Below are 16,734 nucleotides of genomic sequence, written 5' to 3'. Positions count from 1 at the left end.
ATTGATACGTGACCGCACTGCTGTGACAGTTGAGAGCAGCTTAGGCCAAGGCCTGCGCGCGTGTCCGGCGAATGAGAAGGTAGGCGCTCTCTTTGCCATGCGCGCGAAAAGGCCGCCGAACATCCCGAGGAGCAAGCGCTCCCTCCGAACGCTCATGAGTACGGATTAGGCTGCCCCCATGTCGAAGAAGCGCTCCGGTGGCGGCCTGTCCCCCGCCCAGCAGGCCGCCAAGTTCCTCGGTGTCAGCGTGCTCTCTGGCGCGGTGCTGGCAGGCATCGCCCTGCCCGCCTTCGGTGCACTGGGCCTCGCGGCCAAGGGGTCGGTCGACAGTTTCGACGAGCTCCCGGCCAATCTGAAGACGCCGCCGCTGAGCCAGCGCACCACGATCCTCGACGCCAAGGGCGGCCAGATCGCCACGGTGTACTCGCGCGACCGCACGGTCGTCGAGCTCAAGGACGTCTCGCCGTACATGCAGAAGGCGATCGTCGCGATCGAGGACTCGCGCTTCTACCAGCACGGCGCGGTGGACCTGAAGGGCGTGCTGCGCGCGCTCAACAAGAACGTGCAGAGCAGCGGGGTGGCCGAGGGCGCGTCCACGCTCACCCAGCAGTACGTGAAGAACGTCTTCGTGGAGGAGGCCGGCGACGACCCGACGAAGGTCGCCCAGGCCACCCAGCAGACCCTCGGCCGCAAGATCCGCGAACTGAAGTACGCGATCCAGGTCGAGGAGGAGCTGGGCAAGAAGAAGATCCTCGAGAACTACCTGAACATCACGTTCTTCGGCCAGCAGGCCTACGGCGTCGAGGCCGCCGCCCATCGCTACTTCTCCAAGTCCGCCAAGGACCTCACCCTCGCCCAGTCGGCGCTGCTCGCGGGCATCGTCCAGTCGCCCAGCCGGTACGACCCGATCAACGACGAGGCCGAGGCCACCAAGCGGCGCAACATCGTGCTGCAGCGCATGGCCGAGGTCGGCGACATCTCCCGCGCGGAGGCCGCCAAGGCCCAGGAGGAGAAGCTCGGCCTCAAGGTCAGCCAGCCCAAGAACGGCTGCATCACCGCCGCGAAGGGCGCCAGCTTCTTCTGCAAGTACGTCGAGGCCGTCTTCAAGAACGACCCGGTCTTCGGCAAGACCAAGGAGGAACGCGCCAAGGTCTGGAACCAGGGCGGTCTGACGATCAAGACCACCCTCGACCCGCAGGCGCAGGACTCGGTCCAGGCCTCGCTCAAGGACCACGTCTACAAGTCGGACAAGGTCGCGGCCGCGGCCACCCTCGTCGAGCCCGGCACCGGCAAGATCGTCGGCATGGGCCAGTCGAAGCCGTACGGCTACGGCAAGAACGAGACCGAGATCAACTACTCGGTCGGCTACGGCATGGGCGGCTCCAACTACGGCTTCCCGACCGGTTCGACGTTCAAGCCGTTCGTCGCGGCGGCCGCGCTGGAGGAGGGCCGGCCGGCCAACCAGGAGTACTCGTCGCCGTACCAGATGGAGTACCCGAGCCCCGTCCAGACCTGTGACAGCAAGCCGTGGGTCAATCTGAACGGCGAGAAGCTGGAGAACGAGTCGGAGTCGGAGAAGGGCCCCTACCGCCTGCGCAAGGCGATGGAGCTCTCGGTCAACACCTACTTCGTGCAGATGATCTCCGACATCGGCCTGTGCCCCGTGGTCAACATGACCAACAAGCTCCAGGTCGTGCAGGGCAACGGCGACAAGCTGCCCGAGGTGCCCGCGATCGCGCTGGGCTCCAAGGGCATCTCCCCGCTGACGATGGCGACCGCGTACGCCGCCTTCGCCTCCCGCGGCATGTACTGCACACCGGTCGCCATCGAGTCGATCACCCAGCGCGTCGCCCAGCAGCAGAAGTCGCTCGAGGTGCCCAAGTCGACCTGCTCGCGGGCCATGTCCGAGACGACCGCGGACACCGTCAACCAGCTCCTCAAGGGCGTGGTCGACTCCGGTACCGGCCAGACGGCGGGCCTGTCCGACCGTGACAACGCCGGTAAGACGGGTACGACGGACTCCCGCAAGAACGCCTGGTTCGTCGGCTACACGCCGAACCTGTCGGGCGCGGTCTGGGTCGGCAGCGCCTCCCAGAAGGTCGAGATGAAGAACATCACGATCGGCGGCGAGTACAACGACCTCGTCTACGGCGGCAGGGTCCCGGGCCCGATCTGGAAGGACGCCATGACCGGCGCCCTCGCGGGCAAGGACGCCCCGCCGTTCAACTACATCCAGCTCCCCCCCGACAACCCGGACCGCGGCAACGGGGACGGAGACGGGGACGGGGACGGAAATGGGAACGGCAACGGGAATGGCAACGGAAACGGCGACGGGGACAACGGCGACGACGACGGCGGCCAGAACAACGGCGGCACGGACGGCGGGGCCTTCCCGGACCCGACCTTCTCGATCCCGGAGGACCTGTTCCAGGGCAACAACGGCAACGGCGGCCGCAACGGCTAGCCGCTAGACGAAACGGCCCCTTCACCGTCGTAGAGAGATCTCTGTACGACGGTGAAGGGGCCGTTCGCCGTTCGGCGCGGCCGGTCAGCCGGCCAGCAGCTTCTTCACGGTGGCGGCGACTCGGCCGCCCTCCGCCAGGCCCGCGACCTTCGGGTTCACGATCTTCATGACGGCGCCCATGGCCCGCGGCCCCTCGGCACCCGCCGCCTTCGCCTCCTGGACGGCCTGGGCGACGAGGTCGGTCAGCTCCTCGTCGGACAGCTGCTTGGGCAGGTACGTGGCGAGGACCTCGCCCTCCGCCTTCTCCCGCTCGGCCGACTCGGCACGACCACCCTCGGCGAACGCGTCCGCCGCCTCGCGGCGCTTCTTCGCCTCCTTGGTGATCACCTTGAGGACCTCGTCGTCGGAGAGCTCGCGCTTCTCCTTGCCCGCGACCTCCTCCTTGGTGATCGCGGCGAGCGTCATGCGCAGCGTCGAGGAGCGGAGCTCGTCGCGCTCCTTGATGGCGGCGGTGAGGTCTTCCTGCAGCTTCGACTTGAGCTTGGTGGTCATGTGACTGATTCTCGCAGGTGCGCGAGGCCGAACGCCCAACGATTTAAGGGGGCCGCCCCGGGTACGGCTTCAAACGACGGCGGGCGACAAGGTACTTGCCGGGTCTGACACGATGGGGCCATGCGCGCGCGATACGGAGTACCTCTGTCGATCGCGGCGGCTGGCGCCGCCGGTCTGGTGTACGCGGCGGGCTTCGAAGCCCGCTCCTTCCGCCTCCGACGGGTGACGGTCCCCGTTCTCCCTGCCGGAATGCGTCCCCTGCGCATGCTCCAGGTCTCCGACATCCACATGGTCGGCGGTCAGCGCAAGAAGCAGCGCTGGCTGCGCTCGCTGGCGGGCCTGCGCCCCGACTTCGTGATCAACACGGGCGACAACCTCTCGGACCCCGAGGGCGTCCCGGAGGTCCTGGACGCGCTGGGTCCGCTGATGGAGTTCCCGGGGGCGTACGTCTTCGGCTCCAACGACTACTACGGCCCCAGGCCCCGCAACCCCGCCCGCTATCTCCTGGAGAAGACGAGCGGCCGCCACGGTCTGAACGGCAACCCGCCCGCCGTGGGCGTGGTCCACAACCCGTGGGAGGAACTGCGGGACGGTTTCGACGCCGCGGGCTGGCTCGACCTGACCAACACCCGCGGCACCCTGAAGGTCGAGGGCATGTCGATCGAGCTGACCGGCCTGGACGACCCGCACATCAAGCGCGACCGGTACGCGGAGGTGGCCGGCGGCCCATCGTCCTCCGTGGACTTCTCGATGGGCGTGGTCCACGCGCCGTACCTGCGCGTCCTGGACGCGTACGCCGCCGACGGCTACCCCCTGATCCTCGCCGGCCACACGCACGGCGGGCAGCTCTGCATCCCCTTCTACGGAGCGCTGGTCACCAACTGCGACCTGGACACGGAACGGGTGAAGGGTCTGTCGACGCACACGGCCGAGGGCCGGACGTCGTATCTGCACGTGTCGGCGGGGTGCGGAACGAACCGCTACACGCCGGTACGGTTCGCGTGCCCGCCGGAGGCGACGCTGTTGACGCTGGTGGCGCGGGGGTAGTTTCGGCGCGGGTGCGTGGGCGTGAGTGCTCGGGTACGGGTGCTTAAGCCGTGGGTGCCGGGCCGTGGGGTAACCCGCACGGCCCGCCCGTATCGCCCCTTTTGTCCGGGGTGCTTAGCGTGACGGCATGACCACCCCGATACCCAGGGACATCCCGGACCTTCCCGCGATCCCCGGCATGCCCGCGCTGCTGCCCTCCCCCGTCCCCGCCACGGCGGTGGTGGCGCCCGTACGCCGCCCCCTGGCCGCCGTGTACCGCCTGCTGGTCGCTCTCGCGGCCGCGGCGGCCGTCACGATCGACCTGCTCCTCGGCAGTCCGGCCCGTGTGCTGAGCTACTTCTCGATCCAGAGCGCGATCCTGCTGGCGCTGGTGTCGGTGCTGTCGGCGAAGCGCGCGTGGAGCGCCCGCCGCCCGCTGCCGGCCGCCCTGACGGGCGCGACACTCCTCTACGTCCTGCTCGCGGGCTCGGTGTACCACCTGCTCCTGGCCGACGCGACGACCCCGTTCTCGATGACGGGCGGGACGGCTCCCCCGACGGGCTGGCAGTCCCTGGCGAACCACGCCCTCCACACGGGGCTCCCGATCGCGGCGGTCGTGGACTGGCTGTTCCTCACCGCACCCGGCGGCTTCCGCCTCCGCCGGGCGGCGAACTGGCTCCTCTACCCCATGGCCTATCTGGCCTTCTCCTTCACCCGGGGCGAATTGCTCCTCCCCGGCACCCCGGCCCGCTACCTCTACGCCTTCCTCGACGTCGACCTCCACGGTTACAAGAGCGTCCTCGGCAACGCCCTCCTCCTCGGCCTCTCCTTCTACGCCCTCGCCATCCTCCTCGTAGCCCTGGACCACGCCCGCCCGAACCCCCTCCGCCATCGCGCCCACCACCGCGCGAAAACCGGATTTCGTCTCCAGCCACCAGTGGGCTAAAGTAAACGTCGTCGCCGCGACAAGCAGGACAAGCAGCGACATCGGGGTGTAGCGCAGCTTGGCAGCGCGCTTCGTTCGGGACGAAGAGGTCGTGGGTTCAAATCCCGCCACCCCGACAGCTGAAGCATCCGGTGAGGCACCTAGGAACGTTCCTAGGTGCCTCGCCTGTTTTGTGCGATGTGGCTCGTGTGCTGATGGGCCACAGGGGGCGGCCGTAACCTGAGTCGGCAGGCAGACAGGTGGGTACCACCCCGAAAGGACCCCGCATGATCATCTTCGGCACCAAGGGCTACCTCTACCAGCTCGCGATACTCACCCTCGTCTGTGGCCAGTGCGGCAATCCCGCTGCGCACACGCTGCGGAAGCGGGTCACGAAGTTCACGTTGTTCTTCGTGCCGCTCTTCCCGTTCTCGACGAAGTTCACGACGCAGTGCACCTTCTGCGGTGCGGAGCAGAAGGTCACCAAGGAGCAGGCCGAGCAGTTGCAGGCGCAGGCCGCGGGTGGGCAGCAGGCGTACGGGCAGCCGCAGCAGCAGCCCTACCAGCACTGAGCGGCCTCCAGCGGGCTCGTCGGCTAGCGGACGTGCAGGTCCAGGCCCGTCGTCCCCGGTCGCTCCCTGCCCGGCAGCAGTCGCATGGCTCGGTCGTAGTCCCCGCCCGTCAGGGACCGGAAGGGGACCGGGTCGGCGGTGAAGAGGGTGTCCAGGCGCCTCGCGTAGGCCTGTCGGGCCGACTGGAAGCGGTCTTCCGGTAGCTCGTTGGCGTCGTAGACCGCGAAGGGCTCCAGCGGGGTCATGCCCGTGAACCAGAACAGGCCGTGCTGCAGGGGGTGCAGTACGTCCGTGAGGCGGCCGTGGATGCCCCGGTCCGAGAAGGACGACTCCCTGGCGCCCAGCGTCACCGACAACAGGGCCCGGCGGCCCGTCAACGCGCTCTCGGCGTACGGCGGCGGGACCTGGGGGCCGTAGGCGAAGCCGCTGGTGAAGACCCGGTCGATCCAGCCCTTCAGGATCGCCGGTGCCGAGAACCACCACATCGGGAACTGCAGGACCACCGCGTCCGACCAGCGGATCTTCTCCTGTTCCGCGACGACGTCCGGGCTCAAGCGGCCTTCCAGTGTGGCCTGTTCGGAGGCTGCCATGACGTGGAGGCGGTGGTCCGGGGTGTGGTCGGGGTAGTCGTCGGCGTCGACCGTCGGCTTCCACTTCATCGCGTAGAGGTCGGAGAGCCGTACCTCGTGGCCCGCCTCGCGCAGGTGGTCCGCCGCGAACGTCGTCAACGCCCTGTTCAGGGAACGGGGATCGGGGTGGGCGCTGACGATCAGGATCTTCTTCATGACGTCAGGTTCGCCCGGCTCCCCGGCCACAGCCAGAACCCTCTTCGACCGGCGGATCGTCGATCCTGGTGTTGGCAGGGCCACGCATACTGGAGTTCATGGATGTGAGCTACGACGGTCAGCGGGCCCTCGGTGGGTTTCTGCGGGCCCGTCGCGGGCGGGTCGCGCCGGAGCAGGCGGGGATCGGCGGTGTGGCCGGGGTCGTGGGGAACAAACGGCGCCGGGTACAGGGGCTGCGGCGCGAGGAGTTGGCGCAGCTCGCCGGGATCAGCGTGGACTACTACGTCCGTCTCGAGCAGGGACGGGCCACCCAGCCGTCCGCCGAGGTGCTGGACGCGCTGGCGCGGGCGCTCGGTCTCGACGCGGCGGAGCGGCGGCATCTCGACACCCTCGCCGCCGGGCGGCACGAGCCCGTGCCGGCCACCCGGATCGGCCCCGGGCTGCGGCGCGCGCTCGACGCCATGGACCGGCTGCCCGTCTTCGCCACCGACCACCGTCTCGACGTCGTCGCCTGGAACCGGCTGGGGGCCGCGCTCATGGGCGGCCTCGACGTGTCGGGGCGGCGCGATCCCAACAACGCCCGGTTCCTCTTTCTCGACCCCGCCGCCCGTGACCTCCATCCCGACTGGCAGGACCGGGCCGCCGAGGCGGTGGGGCAGTTGCGGGTCTCCGCCGGGCGCTATCCGGGCGACGGTGAGCTGGGTGCGCTGATCGCCGAACTGGGCGCCGAGAGCGCCGACTTCCGGCGGATCTGGGACTCCGGTGAGGTCACGATGTGCGCCGCCGGGCGCAAACGACTGCGGCATCCCGTCGTAGGGCTGCTGGAGTTGGACTTCGAGACGCTGCATGTGCCCGCCGGGCCGGGCGAGTCCGGGCTCGTGCTGCATGTGTTCAGCGCGGAGGAGGGCACCCCGGAGGCCGCCGCCCTCGCGCGCCTCACCACCTGACTGTCATTTGTTCCACGTCTCGTCGTACGGGTCCGCGGGCGCCGTCACCGGCCGTGACGAGGTGACCAACAGATACGGGATCGGGCCGTTGTTCACCGGGTCCTCGGTCCGCTGGGGCGTGTAGGTGCCGGTGACCTCCAGCCAGGCGTCCGGGCGCAGGACCGGCGGGATCGTGCCGGTGAGGGCGACCTTCACCGGCTGGGCGTCGGCGGCACAGCAGTTGAGGGCCATGCGGACGAGATAGGGGTGGCCCGCCCGGTCCAGGGCGACGAAGCCGGTGACCTTGATCTCGCGGTTCTTCAGGGACCGCCCGTGGTCGTAGACCGCGCGGCCCGCGTAGTCGGCCACGCCGAGGCGGAGCGGCCCCTCGGCGGGCAGGTCGTCATAGCCGTACGCCTGCTGCAGGGCCGTACCCGTGCGCATCGCACTGTACGAGCCGAGGGCCGGCGGGGCGACCAGGACGAGGGCGAGGACGGGGAGGGCCAGGAGCCAGGAGATCCGGGGCTCGTGGTGATGTTCCGCGTGGCCGGCGCGCCGCTCGTACCAGAGCGTCGCCACCGCCGCCGCGATCAGGACCGCGCCGGAGAGCAGCAGCAGCGGGCGCAGGCCCGCCTTGACGTAGCGGAGGTACAGGTCGGTGCTGCCCGCGTGCAGCAGGGTCGCGCCGAGCAGGAACATGACCGCCGACTGCGCGTGCCGGTTCACAGCAGCACCGCCCCGGTCAGCACCGACACCAGGACGGCGAGGACGAAGGTGGCGGGCGCGAAGCGCAGCGCGAAACCGCGGCCGAAGGTGCCGGCCTGCATCGCGAACAGCTTCAGGTCGATCATCGGGCCGACCACCAGGAACGCCAGTCGTGCGGTGAGCGAGAACTGGGACAGGGACGCGGCGACGAACGCGTCCGCCTCCGAGCAGATCGACAGCAGGACGGCCAGTACGGCGAGGGCGAGCACGGAGACGAAAGGATTCCCCGCCGCCGCGCGCAGCCATTCCGCCGGTACGACCGCCTTCAGTGTCGCCGCCGCCATCGCGCCGACGACCAGGAAACCGCCGGCGTGCATCACGTCGTGCCGGACCGACCCCCAGAACGCCGCCCCTTTGCTCTGGCCCTCGTACGACGCGCGGGCCGGTGGCCGCAGCCAGTCGGTACGGCCGAGGCGCAGCCACAGCCAGCCCATCGCGCACGCCACGAACAGGCTGGCGACGAAACGGGCGAGGACCATCTCGGGGTTGTTCGGGAACGCGACCGCCGTCGCCGTCAGCACGATCGGGTTGATCGCCGGGGCGGAGAGCAGGAACGCCAGGGCGGCGGCGGGGGCGACGCCCCTGCGGACCAGGGCTCCGGCCACGGGGACGGACGCGCACTCGCAGCCGGGCAGCACCGCGCCCGCCACACCCGCGACCGGGACCGCCAGGGCGGGGCGTTTGGGCAGCGCGCGGGCGAAGAAGGACGCCGGTACGAACACCGCGATCGCCGCCGAGAGCATCACACCGAGCACGAGGAAGGGGAGAGCCTGGACGACCACGGCCACGAACACCGTCATCCAGCTCTGCATCACCGGGGCGGCGAGCAGCCCGCGGATCGGGCCCTGCATGAGCAGCACCAGGAGCAGGAGCATCGTGAGGAGGAGGGGGGAGTTGAGGTGGCGGGCCTGGTCCTCCGCGTGCGGGGCCTTCGGGTGCGGGGCCTCCGGGTGCGGGGCCTCCGGGTGCGGGGCCTTCGGGTGCGGAGTCTTCGGCTCGGCGGGTGTGGCGTCGGGTGGGCTCGGGGTGGCGTCGGGCCGGTTCGGCGCGGCTTTGGTGAGGGCCACGGGCGCGGTACCTCCGGGCTCGGTGTGCGGTGCCTTTCCTCCCATACGGGCATTGTGGCGCCCTTGCTCAACTCGGCACCGGATCATGACGGGAACCTTACGAACCGCGGGAACCGGCGCCGCCGACCGACCCCGTCCTGGAACCCCCCGTCCCGGTAGGGCACTCTTTCCCCTCGTGGGCAGCGTTCCGAATCAAGGTCAACAGGGTGCCGCCGCCACGCACATGGTGGTCTGCGGCGACGACGGGCTTGCGCATCGGCTGGCCGCCGAGTTGCGGGGGGTGTACGGGGAGCAGGTCACCCTTGTCGTGCCCGCGTCCGAGCGGAGCGTGCGGCCGCCGGTGGTGGGGCGGGCGCGGGCGGCTTCGGCGGCGTTGCTGGACCGGATGGTGAGTGCCGCCGGTGGCCGGGCGGGGGCGGCCGAACCCGCCGGTGGTGAACGGTTACTGGAGGCCGCCGAGGCGACCGAGGCCGTGCTCGCCGACGCCGGGGTGGAACGGGCCGCCGCGCTGGCGCTCGTGTACGACGACGACGAGACCAACATCCGTGCCGCGCTGACCGCCCGCCGGCTCAACCCCCGGCTGCGGCTCGTCCTGCGGCTCTACAACCGGCGGTTGGGGCAGTACATCGAGGAACTCCTCGACCAGGCTTCGGCCTTGGCCTCCGGGGACGATTCGGACGCGGGCTCCGGGTCCGACTCCGGCTCCGCGTCCGACTCCGGGTCCGGTTTCGACGCGTCGACGACCGTCCTGTCCGACGCCGACACCGCCGCGCCGGCGCTGGTGGCCAGTGCCGTCGCCGGGACCAGCAAGGTCGTGCAGACGGACGGGTTGCTGCTGCGGGCCGTGGAGCTGCCGCCGGGAGGCGGTGGTTCCGGGCGGGCCACGCTGGCGCTGCTGTCCGCGAGCGGCAACGGCACCGCGGGGCCCGACGGGGCCGATCCGGGCGGTGCCGAGCAGGGGCCCGAGCTGCTGCCGGACGCCGCGGCGGTACGGGCGGCCGGTGAGCGCGGGACCGTGGTGCTGGAGCAGGTGTCGTACGCGGCGCCTTCCATGTCCCCGGGGCGCAGTGTCGTGCCGCCGTTCGCCTCGCTCTTCTCGCGGCGGCTGCGGTGGTCGCTGGCCGGGCTGGTGGGGTGTGTGGCCGCGCTCGCCGTCGCGCTGACCGTGGTGACCGGGGACCATCCGCTGTACGCGACCTACATGACCCTTCTCGATCTCTTCGCCATCAACGACCCCGCGCTCGGGGCGTCCACCGGGCGCCAGGTCCTGCAACTCCTCGCCGGGCTCGTCGGGTTGCTGCTGCTGCCGGTGCTGCTGGCCGCGGTGCTCGAGGCGCTGGGTACCTTTCGGACCGCGTCCGCGTTGCGCAAGCCGCCGCGGGGGCTGGGTGGGCATGTGGTGCTGCTCGGACTGGGGAAGATCGGCACCCGGGTGCTGACGCGGTTGCGGGAGCTGAACATCCCCGTGGTGTGCGTGGAGTCCGATCCCGAGGCCCGGGGGCTGGCGACCGCTCGGCGGCTGCGGGTGCCCGTGGTGCTCGGGGATGTCACTCAGGAAGGGGTGCTGGAGGCTGCCAAGGTGCATCGGGCGCACGCGTTGCTGGCGGTGACCAGTGCGGATACGACGAATCTGGAGGCGGCGTTGTACGCGCGGTCCGTGCGGCCGGATCTTCGGGTGGTGCTGCGGTTGTACGACGACGACTTCGCCACCGCGGTGTACCGGACCCTGCGGGCCGCTCATCCGCAGGCTTCCACTCGGAGTCGGAGTGTGTCTCATCTGGCTGCGCCCGCGTTCGCCGGGGCCATGATGGGGCGGCAGATTCTGGGGGCGATTCCTGTGGAGCGGCGGGTGTTGCTGTTCGCCGCGGTCGAGGTGGGTGGGCATCCGCAGTTGGAGGGGAAGACGGTCGGGGAGGCGTTTCGGGCGGGGGCGTGGCGGGTGCTGGCGTTGGACACCGCGTACACCGGGCGGCGGCGGGAGGAGTCGGCTGTGGAGGGGGCGTACGAGGAGGTCGGGTCGCCGTCGGGGCTGGTGTGGGATCTGCCCGATACGTATGTGCTGAAGGGGGCGGATCGGGTGGTGTTGGCGGCCACTCGGCGTGGGTTGGCGGAGTTGTTGGGGAGGCGGGCTCGGGAGCGGGCCGGGATGTAGGGGCGCGGGGTGTAGGGGTGCGGGGTGGGTTGTTTCGCCCCCGCCGCCCCTACCCGTCCCATCCTCCAGGGGCGCTGCCCCTTCGACCCCGGTCCCCGGGGGCTGCGCCCCCAGACCCCCGTCGGCCCCGAAAGGGCCTCGTCCTCAAACGCCGGACGGGCTGAGATTCACGCGGGTGGGTGGGGGATCGGGATGGCGAACCCTCGTCCTCGAACGCCGGACAGGCTGAAAGACACGGTCCCCGACGCCGGGACGGCGTCGGGGAGCGGTGGGTCAGGGGGTCGGGGGCAGGTGGCGGGTGGCGAAGTCCAGTTCCAGGGATACCTGCTTGATGCGTTCGTCCACTACCAGTGAGCCGTGGCCCGCGTCGTAGCGGTAGACCTCGTGGACCGCGCCGCGGGCTTCCAGGCGCTTGACGTAGTTGTCGATCTGGCGGATGGGGCAACGGGGGTCGTTGACGCCGGCCGAGATGTAGACCGGGGCCTTGACCTGGTCGACGTAGGTGAGGGGGGAGCTTGCCTCGAAGCGCTCGGGGACCTCTTCCGGGGTGCCGCCCAGGAGGGTGCGGTCCATGGCCTTCAGGGCTTCCATCTCGTCGTGGTACGCCGTGACGTAGTCGGCGACGGGGACGGCCGCGATGCCCAGGGTCCAGGCGTCGGGCTGGGTGCCGAGGCCGAGGAGGGTGAGGTAGCCGCCCCAGGAGCCGCCGGTCAGGATCAGACGGGCGGGGTCGGCGAGACCCGTGCTCACGGCCCATTCCCTGACCGCCGCGATGTCCTCCAGCTCGATCAGACCGACGCGGTACTTCAGGGCGTCGGTCCACGCGCGGCCGTAGCCCGTGGAGCCGCGGTAGTTGACCCGCACCACCGCGTACCCGTGGTCGACCCATGCCGCCGGGCCGGCCGCGAAGGCGTCGCTGTCGTGCCAGGTCGGGCCGCCGTGGATGTCGAAGACCGTGGGCAGGGGGCCCGTCGCGCCCCGCGGCTTCTGGACCAGGGCGTGGATACGGCCGCCCGGGCCCTCCACCCAGACGTCCTCCACCGGGACCGAGCCCGGGGACTTCAGGCCCGGCGGGTCCAGGACGACCCGGCCCGTCGTCGAGCGGACCGTCGACGGTTCGGCGGCCGAGGACCACAGGTACTCGACGCTGCCGTCGGGGCGGGCCGTCGCGCCGGAGACCGAGCCGGGCGGGGTCGGGATCCGCACCAGCTCACGGGTCGCCAGGTCGTAGCGGAACAACTCGCTGCGGGCCTCGAAGCTGTGCGCGATGAGCAGTCCGGTGCCGTCCGGGTACCACTCGGCGCTCACGTCACCGGGCAGGTCGAGGGCGAGGTCGGTCTCCACGCCGGTCGAGACGTCCCAGACCAGGGGCTCCCAGCGGCCCCGGCGCTGGTGGCCGATCAGCAGGCGCGGGTCGCCGTCGACCGGGGCGAAGCCCAGGACCTCCAGGCCCCGCTCCTGGGTGCCGTCCTTGGTGTCGTCGAGGTCGGCGACCGCGGTGCCGTCGGGGCGGACCACCCGCAGGGCCGAGTGCATCGCGTCGCCGTGCTCGGTGTGCTCCAGCGCGATCAGCGAGCCGTCGTGGGAGAGGTCCCCGACGCCGGCGGACTCACGGTGGCGGTAGATCTCCACCGGCTGCTCGCCCTCGCGGACGAGATAGATCGTCGTACCGTCCTCGTCGGTGGAGCGGCCCACCACCGCCGTACGGCCGTCCCGGGCGAGGGCGAGGCCCGCCGGGTAGGAGGCGTCCAGGCCCGGTGCCGCGAGGTCGTCCTCGCCGCCCGCGAACGGCTGTCGGCGCCAGACTCCGAACTCGTCGCCGTCCTTGTCGTCGAACCACCAGATCCACGCGCCGTCCGGGGAGAGCACCCCGTCCGTCGTGCCGTTCGGCCGGTCGGTCACCTGGCGCTGCTCGCCCGTGGCGCGGTCCCAGGCGTACAGCTCGTACGTCCCTGTCGCGTTCGACACGAACAGGGAGCGGTCCGGTGCGTCCTCCGCCCAGTCGGGCAGGGACACCCGGGGCGCCCGGAAGCGCTTCTCCCAGTCCGGCGTCGGTTCGTTCTGCTCGGGCGAGACGGACCCGTTGCTCTCAGTCATGGCCCCATAGTGCCTGGCCCCGCCGACAATGTGCCGCCGAGGTCCCCAGCCTGTGGACAACCTCCACCGCGGGACCCCGTTGTCAGTGGCCGGGTGCAGACTCGACCGCATGACAGATCTGCGCAAGACAGTCGAGACCTTCTGGGCCACCGCCGAGGCCCGGGACTGGGACGCGTTCGCGGACACGCTGGCCGAGGACGTCGTGTACACGCTGCCGCAGACACGTGAGCGGATCAGCGGGCGAGAACAGTTCGTGCGGTTCAACCGGGAGTATCCCGGTGACTGGCACCTGCGGATCGAGCGGATCGTCGCCGAGCCGGGGCAGGTGGTCAGCTGGGTCCACTTCACGGTGGGGCTGGAGGAGATGTACGGCATCGCGTTCTTCACCGGGGACGAGCACGGCCGGATATCCGCCATGACCGACTTCTGGCCGGAGCCGTACGAGCCGCCGGCGGGGCGGGAGCATCTCGTCGAGAGGTACTGACCCCGCGGGCCGATGCCCGCCGACTGCCCCGTACCGTTGAGGTGTGTACCGGTTTCTGCTGACGCCCCGTTGGTGGGGGATCAACGTCTTCGTGCTGCTCGCCATCCCCTTCTGTGTGTTCATGGGGTCCTGGCAGCTGAGCCGGTTCGAGGACCGGATGGCGGATCACGACCGGGCGACCTCGCAGGTCGCGACGGACGCGGGGGATCCCGCGCGGCCGCTGGCCGACCTGCTGCCGGTGGACAAGGAGACGTCCGGGGCGCAGACCACCGCGACCGGGCGGTACGGGAAGCAGTTGCTGGTACCGGGCCGGGAGCTGGACGGCAGGAACGGCTACTACGTGCTGACGTTGCTGCGGACCGACGGCGGCAAGGCCCTGCCGGTGGTGCGGGGATGGCTGCCGGGGACCGCGGACGCCGCGAAGGCTCCGGCCGCGCCCTCGGGCCGGGTCACCGTCACGGGAGCCCTGCAGGCGTCCGAGCAGCCCGGTGAGAACGGGGTCAGCGCACAGGGCGGGCTGCCGGCCGGGCAGACGTCGGCGATCAGCGCGGCCTACCTGGTGAACCTGGTGTCGTACGACGTGTACGACGCCTGGGTCACCCTCAACACCGGGGACGCCGGGATGAAGGCGGTGCCCGCGGCCGCGGCTCCGGACACCGGGCTGAATCTCAAGGCGTTCCAGAACCTCGGCTACACCGGCGAGTGGTTCGTCTTCGCCGGGTTCGTGGTCTTCATGTGGTTCCGGCTGATCCGGCGCGAGGTGGAGTTCATCCGGGATGCCGAGCTCGGGCTGCTGCCGGAGCCGGAGCCGAAACCGGGCGATCAGCCCGCGTCGGTGTGACGCCGAGTCCGACCGGTTTCCTGCCGCACCGGCTCCACGCCGCCTGAGCTACGCCGTCGGCGTCAGCACACCCGTCCAGTACACCGTGCCCGCGCACGCGTTCGACACCGTCACCGACGTCGACGGGGCGCCGCCCTCGGCCGTGCCGGTGATCGTCACGCTGCCGTCCACCGTGCCGTCCGCCCTCATCATCTGGGTGGAGGTGCCGGTGTCGCCGCCCGTGGAGGTGCCCCCCGTGGTGCCGGAGTTCTCGGTGGGGCTGGGTGTGGGGGTGGGATCGTCGGTGGGATCCGGGTCGCCGTTGTCCACGGGGCAGGTCTCCGAGGGGACCCAGGCGAACCTCACGATGTAGGAGGCGCCGGGCTGCAGGCTCAGGGAGGCGAGTTCGAGGGACGGGTCGGGCAGGGAGACCGCCGCGTCACCCGAGAAATGCCGCTGCGGGGCGACCTTGGTGGAGTCCGCCGCGCCCGCCGTGGCGGTGCCCACGCTGCCCGGACCGGTGACCAGACAGGCCGCGGTCGAACCGTTGGTGAAGGTGAACGTGCCGTACACCGCGCCCGCCGAGTCGGCGGGGTCGACGCTGGCGGTCGGTACACCGAGGTCCGTGGCCGTGCACGCGGGGACGCCCGCCGTGCTGGTGGCCGAGGGACCGGAGCTGTCGCTGCCCCCGGTGCCGGTGCCGGAGCCCTTGTCCTTGTCGTCTTCCTTCGAGCCGCCCTTGTCCTTGTCCTCGACCTTGCTGGAGGACCCGCCGGAGGTGCTCTCGCCGCCGTCCGGACCCTTGCCCTGGGTCGCGCCGCCCTGGGTCTGCGAGTAGGCGCCGGCGTTCTGGGGGTCGGCGTCGGAGCCGGTGACGCCCGAGACATGCAGCAGGGCGGGGACGGCGGTACCGACGAAGAGCGCGGCGGCCGCCATGCCGACCAGTGCCTGCCGCTTGCGGGCGCGTCGGGCGGGTACCGCGGTGCGCAGATGGTCGAGAGTGCCGTCGCGCGGCTCTATCTCCTCGACCGCTTGCTGCAGCATGCGGCGCAGTGCCAGCTCGTCCGAGTCGAGCCCTCCCGAGGGGCTCTGGTCGTCGAGGCCGTGGTTCACAGTTCCGTTCCCAGCAGTTGATTGCTTCGGCTTGTGCGGCGCGCCCGCATCGCCCGGCTCGCGCCACTCGTAGGGCTCGTGCGGGACATGCGCGTGGCGCCGCCCGTCGTGGTCTCCTGGGCCGCTCATGCCGGTGCCTCCATGGCGACCCGCAGGGCGGCGATTCCGCGGGAGCCGTACGCCTTCACCGAGCCCAGGGATATCCCGAGCGTCTCGGCGACCTGCGCCTCGGTCATGTCCGCGAAGTACCGCAGGACGAGGACCTCGCGCTGGCGGCGCTGGAGTCCCTTCATCGCCTTGATGAGCGAGTCCCGCTCCAGCAGGTCGTACGCACCCTCCTCGGCGCTCGCCATGTCCGGCATCGGCTTGGACAGCAGCTTGAGTCCGAGGATGCGGCGGCGCAGGGCCGAGCGGGAGAGATTGACGACGGTCTGGCGCAGATACGCGAGCGTCTTCTCCGGGTCCCGGACGCGCTTGCGCGCGGAGTGGACGCGGATGAAGGCCTCCTGGACGACGTCCTCGCAGGAGGCGGTGTCGTCGAGGAGAAGGGCTGCGAGACCGAGCAACGAGCGGTAGTGCGCCCGGTAGGTCTCGGTGAGGTGGTCGACGGTGGTGCCTGCGGCAGCCACGTCCTCGGCACCGTCACGCTGACTGGGTATGCGGGTAGGCCGCGCTGCGGGCATCGGCGCGATCACCGGCATGCCACCGGGCGTACCGGCCCTGCGGGGTCGTACGGCCGTGGGGCGCGGCGGCCGGAGAGCCGTACCGCGCGAGACCGCTGTGAAATCGAGAACCTCTGCCACGCCAGTTGGACACGCTTACCCCCGTAAGGGTTGTACGCGCCGGGCGTCACTTTTGCGTCGGACGGCCGCATGCCGCACGAGACCACCTTCCGTCTTGTGTCAGGCAGCACTACTGACCGTGCGTCAAGCGCCCTCATGCCTACCCGCTCTTCCCCTGTGTCCTGAATGATTCGGGGCGTCCCC

Annotated in this window: 15 protein-coding genes, 1 tRNA gene and 1 pseudogene; 10 read left to right on the top strand and 7 right to left on the bottom strand. The window is 70.8% G+C overall.

Going from position 1 to position 16,734, the window contains the following annotated elements:
- Positions 1-178 precede the first annotated feature (178 nt).
- A complete protein-coding gene (locus OG381_RS25745) occupies positions 179-2,464 on the top strand; it encodes a transglycosylase domain-containing protein (protein WP_327718432.1) in 2,286 nt (761 codons plus the stop codon).
- A gap of 84 nt (positions 2,465-2,548) precedes the next feature.
- Here OG381_RS25745 and OG381_RS25740 read toward each other — a convergent pair whose 3' ends face one another.
- A complete protein-coding gene (locus OG381_RS25740; RefSeq protein WP_327718431.1) occupies positions 2,549-3,016 on the bottom strand; it encodes a GatB/YqeY domain-containing protein in 468 nt (155 codons plus the stop codon).
- A gap of 120 nt (positions 3,017-3,136) precedes the next feature.
- On the opposite strand from OG381_RS25740, the gene OG381_RS25735 reads away from it, so the two are divergent.
- The 4 genes from OG381_RS25735 to OG381_RS25720 all read left to right on the top strand — a co-directional run bounded on the left by OG381_RS25735 (position 3,137) and on the right by OG381_RS25720 (position 5,539).
- Positions 3,137-4,063 carry a metallophosphoesterase gene (locus OG381_RS25735; protein ID WP_327718430.1) on the top strand — a complete coding sequence of 309 codons (927 nt, stop codon included), beginning with the start codon at positions 3,137-3,139 and terminating at the stop codon, positions 4,061-4,063.
- Between the two features lie 127 nt (positions 4,064-4,190).
- Positions 4,191-4,988: a Pr6Pr family membrane protein gene (locus OG381_RS25730; protein WP_327718429.1), complete on the top strand. Its 798-nt coding sequence runs from the start codon at positions 4,191-4,193 to the stop codon at positions 4,986-4,988.
- Between the two features lie 42 nt (positions 4,989-5,030).
- A tRNA-Pro gene (locus tag OG381_RS25725) sits at positions 5,031-5,104 on the top strand.
- A 150-nt stretch (positions 5,105-5,254) separates the two neighbouring features.
- Positions 5,255-5,539: a zinc-ribbon domain-containing protein gene (locus OG381_RS25720; protein ID WP_327718428.1), complete on the top strand. Its 285-nt coding sequence runs from the start codon at positions 5,255-5,257 to the stop codon at positions 5,537-5,539.
- A gap of 23 nt (positions 5,540-5,562) precedes the next feature.
- On the opposite strand, the gene OG381_RS25715 is transcribed toward OG381_RS25720, so the two are convergent.
- Positions 5,563-6,324 carry an NAD(P)H-dependent oxidoreductase gene (locus OG381_RS25715; protein ID WP_327718427.1) on the bottom strand — a complete coding sequence of 254 codons (762 nt, stop codon included), beginning with the start codon at positions 6,322-6,324 and terminating at the stop codon, positions 5,563-5,565.
- A gap of 98 nt (positions 6,325-6,422) precedes the next feature.
- Here OG381_RS25715 and OG381_RS25710 point away from each other — a divergent pair, with 98 nt between their 5' ends.
- Positions 6,423-7,271, top strand: coding sequence for a helix-turn-helix domain-containing protein (locus tag OG381_RS25710; protein ID WP_327718426.1), 849 nt, complete (start codon positions 6,423-6,425; stop codon positions 7,269-7,271).
- Between the two features lie 3 nt (positions 7,272-7,274).
- Here OG381_RS25710 and OG381_RS25705 read toward each other — a convergent pair whose 3' ends face one another.
- Entirely contained in the window at positions 7,275-7,976 is a 702-nt protein-coding gene (locus OG381_RS25705; RefSeq protein WP_327718425.1) for a TIGR03943 family putative permease subunit, read from the bottom strand.
- A complete protein-coding gene (locus OG381_RS25700; protein ID WP_327718424.1) occupies positions 7,973-9,127 on the bottom strand; it encodes a permease in 1,155 nt (384 codons plus the stop codon). Before OG381_RS25700 ends, OG381_RS25705 begins: the two co-directional genes overlap by 4 nt.
- Before the next feature lie 178 nt (positions 9,128-9,305).
- Between OG381_RS25700 and OG381_RS25695 the strand changes: the two genes are divergently transcribed.
- Complete coding sequence (locus OG381_RS25695) at positions 9,306-11,234, top strand: NAD-binding protein (RefSeq protein WP_327722556.1); 1,929 nt, start codon at positions 9,306-9,308, stop codon at positions 11,232-11,234.
- A 16-nt stretch (positions 11,235-11,250) separates the two neighbouring features.
- A pseudogene (locus tag OG381_RS49665) lies at positions 11,251-11,427 on the top strand (cobyrinate a,c-diamide synthase); the annotation flags it as partial.
- 80 nt (positions 11,428-11,507) lie between these two features.
- Here the strand turns inward: OG381_RS49665 and OG381_RS25690 are convergent.
- Entirely contained in the window at positions 11,508-13,331 is a 1,824-nt protein-coding gene (locus OG381_RS25690; RefSeq protein ID WP_327718423.1) for a S9 family peptidase, read from the bottom strand.
- A 109-nt stretch (positions 13,332-13,440) separates the two neighbouring features.
- On the opposite strand from OG381_RS25690, the gene OG381_RS25685 reads away from it, so the two are divergent.
- Together OG381_RS25685 and OG381_RS25680 are read left to right on the top strand one after the other, a co-directional pair.
- The gene (locus OG381_RS25685) at positions 13,441-13,815 is read left to right on the top strand and encodes a nuclear transport factor 2 family protein (RefSeq protein WP_266889468.1); all 375 of its coding nucleotides are present in this window, start codon (positions 13,441-13,443) and stop codon (positions 13,813-13,815) included.
- Between the two features lie 43 nt (positions 13,816-13,858).
- Complete coding sequence (locus OG381_RS25680) at positions 13,859-14,656, top strand: SURF1 family protein (RefSeq protein ID WP_327718422.1); 798 nt, start codon at positions 13,859-13,861, stop codon at positions 14,654-14,656.
- Between the two features lie 48 nt (positions 14,657-14,704).
- Here OG381_RS25680 and OG381_RS25675 read toward each other — a convergent pair whose 3' ends face one another.
- Together OG381_RS25675 and OG381_RS25670 are read right to left on the bottom strand one after the other, a co-directional pair.
- Positions 14,705-15,748 carry a hypothetical protein gene (locus OG381_RS25675; RefSeq protein WP_443062044.1) on the bottom strand — a complete coding sequence of 348 codons (1,044 nt, stop codon included), beginning with the start codon at positions 15,746-15,748 and terminating at the stop codon, positions 14,705-14,707.
- Positions 15,749-15,873: 125 nt separating this feature from the next.
- Positions 15,874-16,551: a SigE family RNA polymerase sigma factor gene (locus OG381_RS25670; RefSeq protein ID WP_095046635.1), complete on the bottom strand. Its 678-nt coding sequence runs from the start codon at positions 16,549-16,551 to the stop codon at positions 15,874-15,876.
- Positions 16,552-16,734 lie beyond the last annotated feature (183 nt).

Source organism: Streptomyces sp. NBC_00490 (assembly GCF_036013645.1).
Lineage (GTDB): Bacteria > Actinomycetota > Actinomycetes > Streptomycetales > Streptomycetaceae > Streptomyces > Streptomyces canus_F.
The sequence above is the reverse complement of the archived record's forward strand: the minus strand, read 5'-3'. Positions and strand labels throughout refer to the sequence as shown.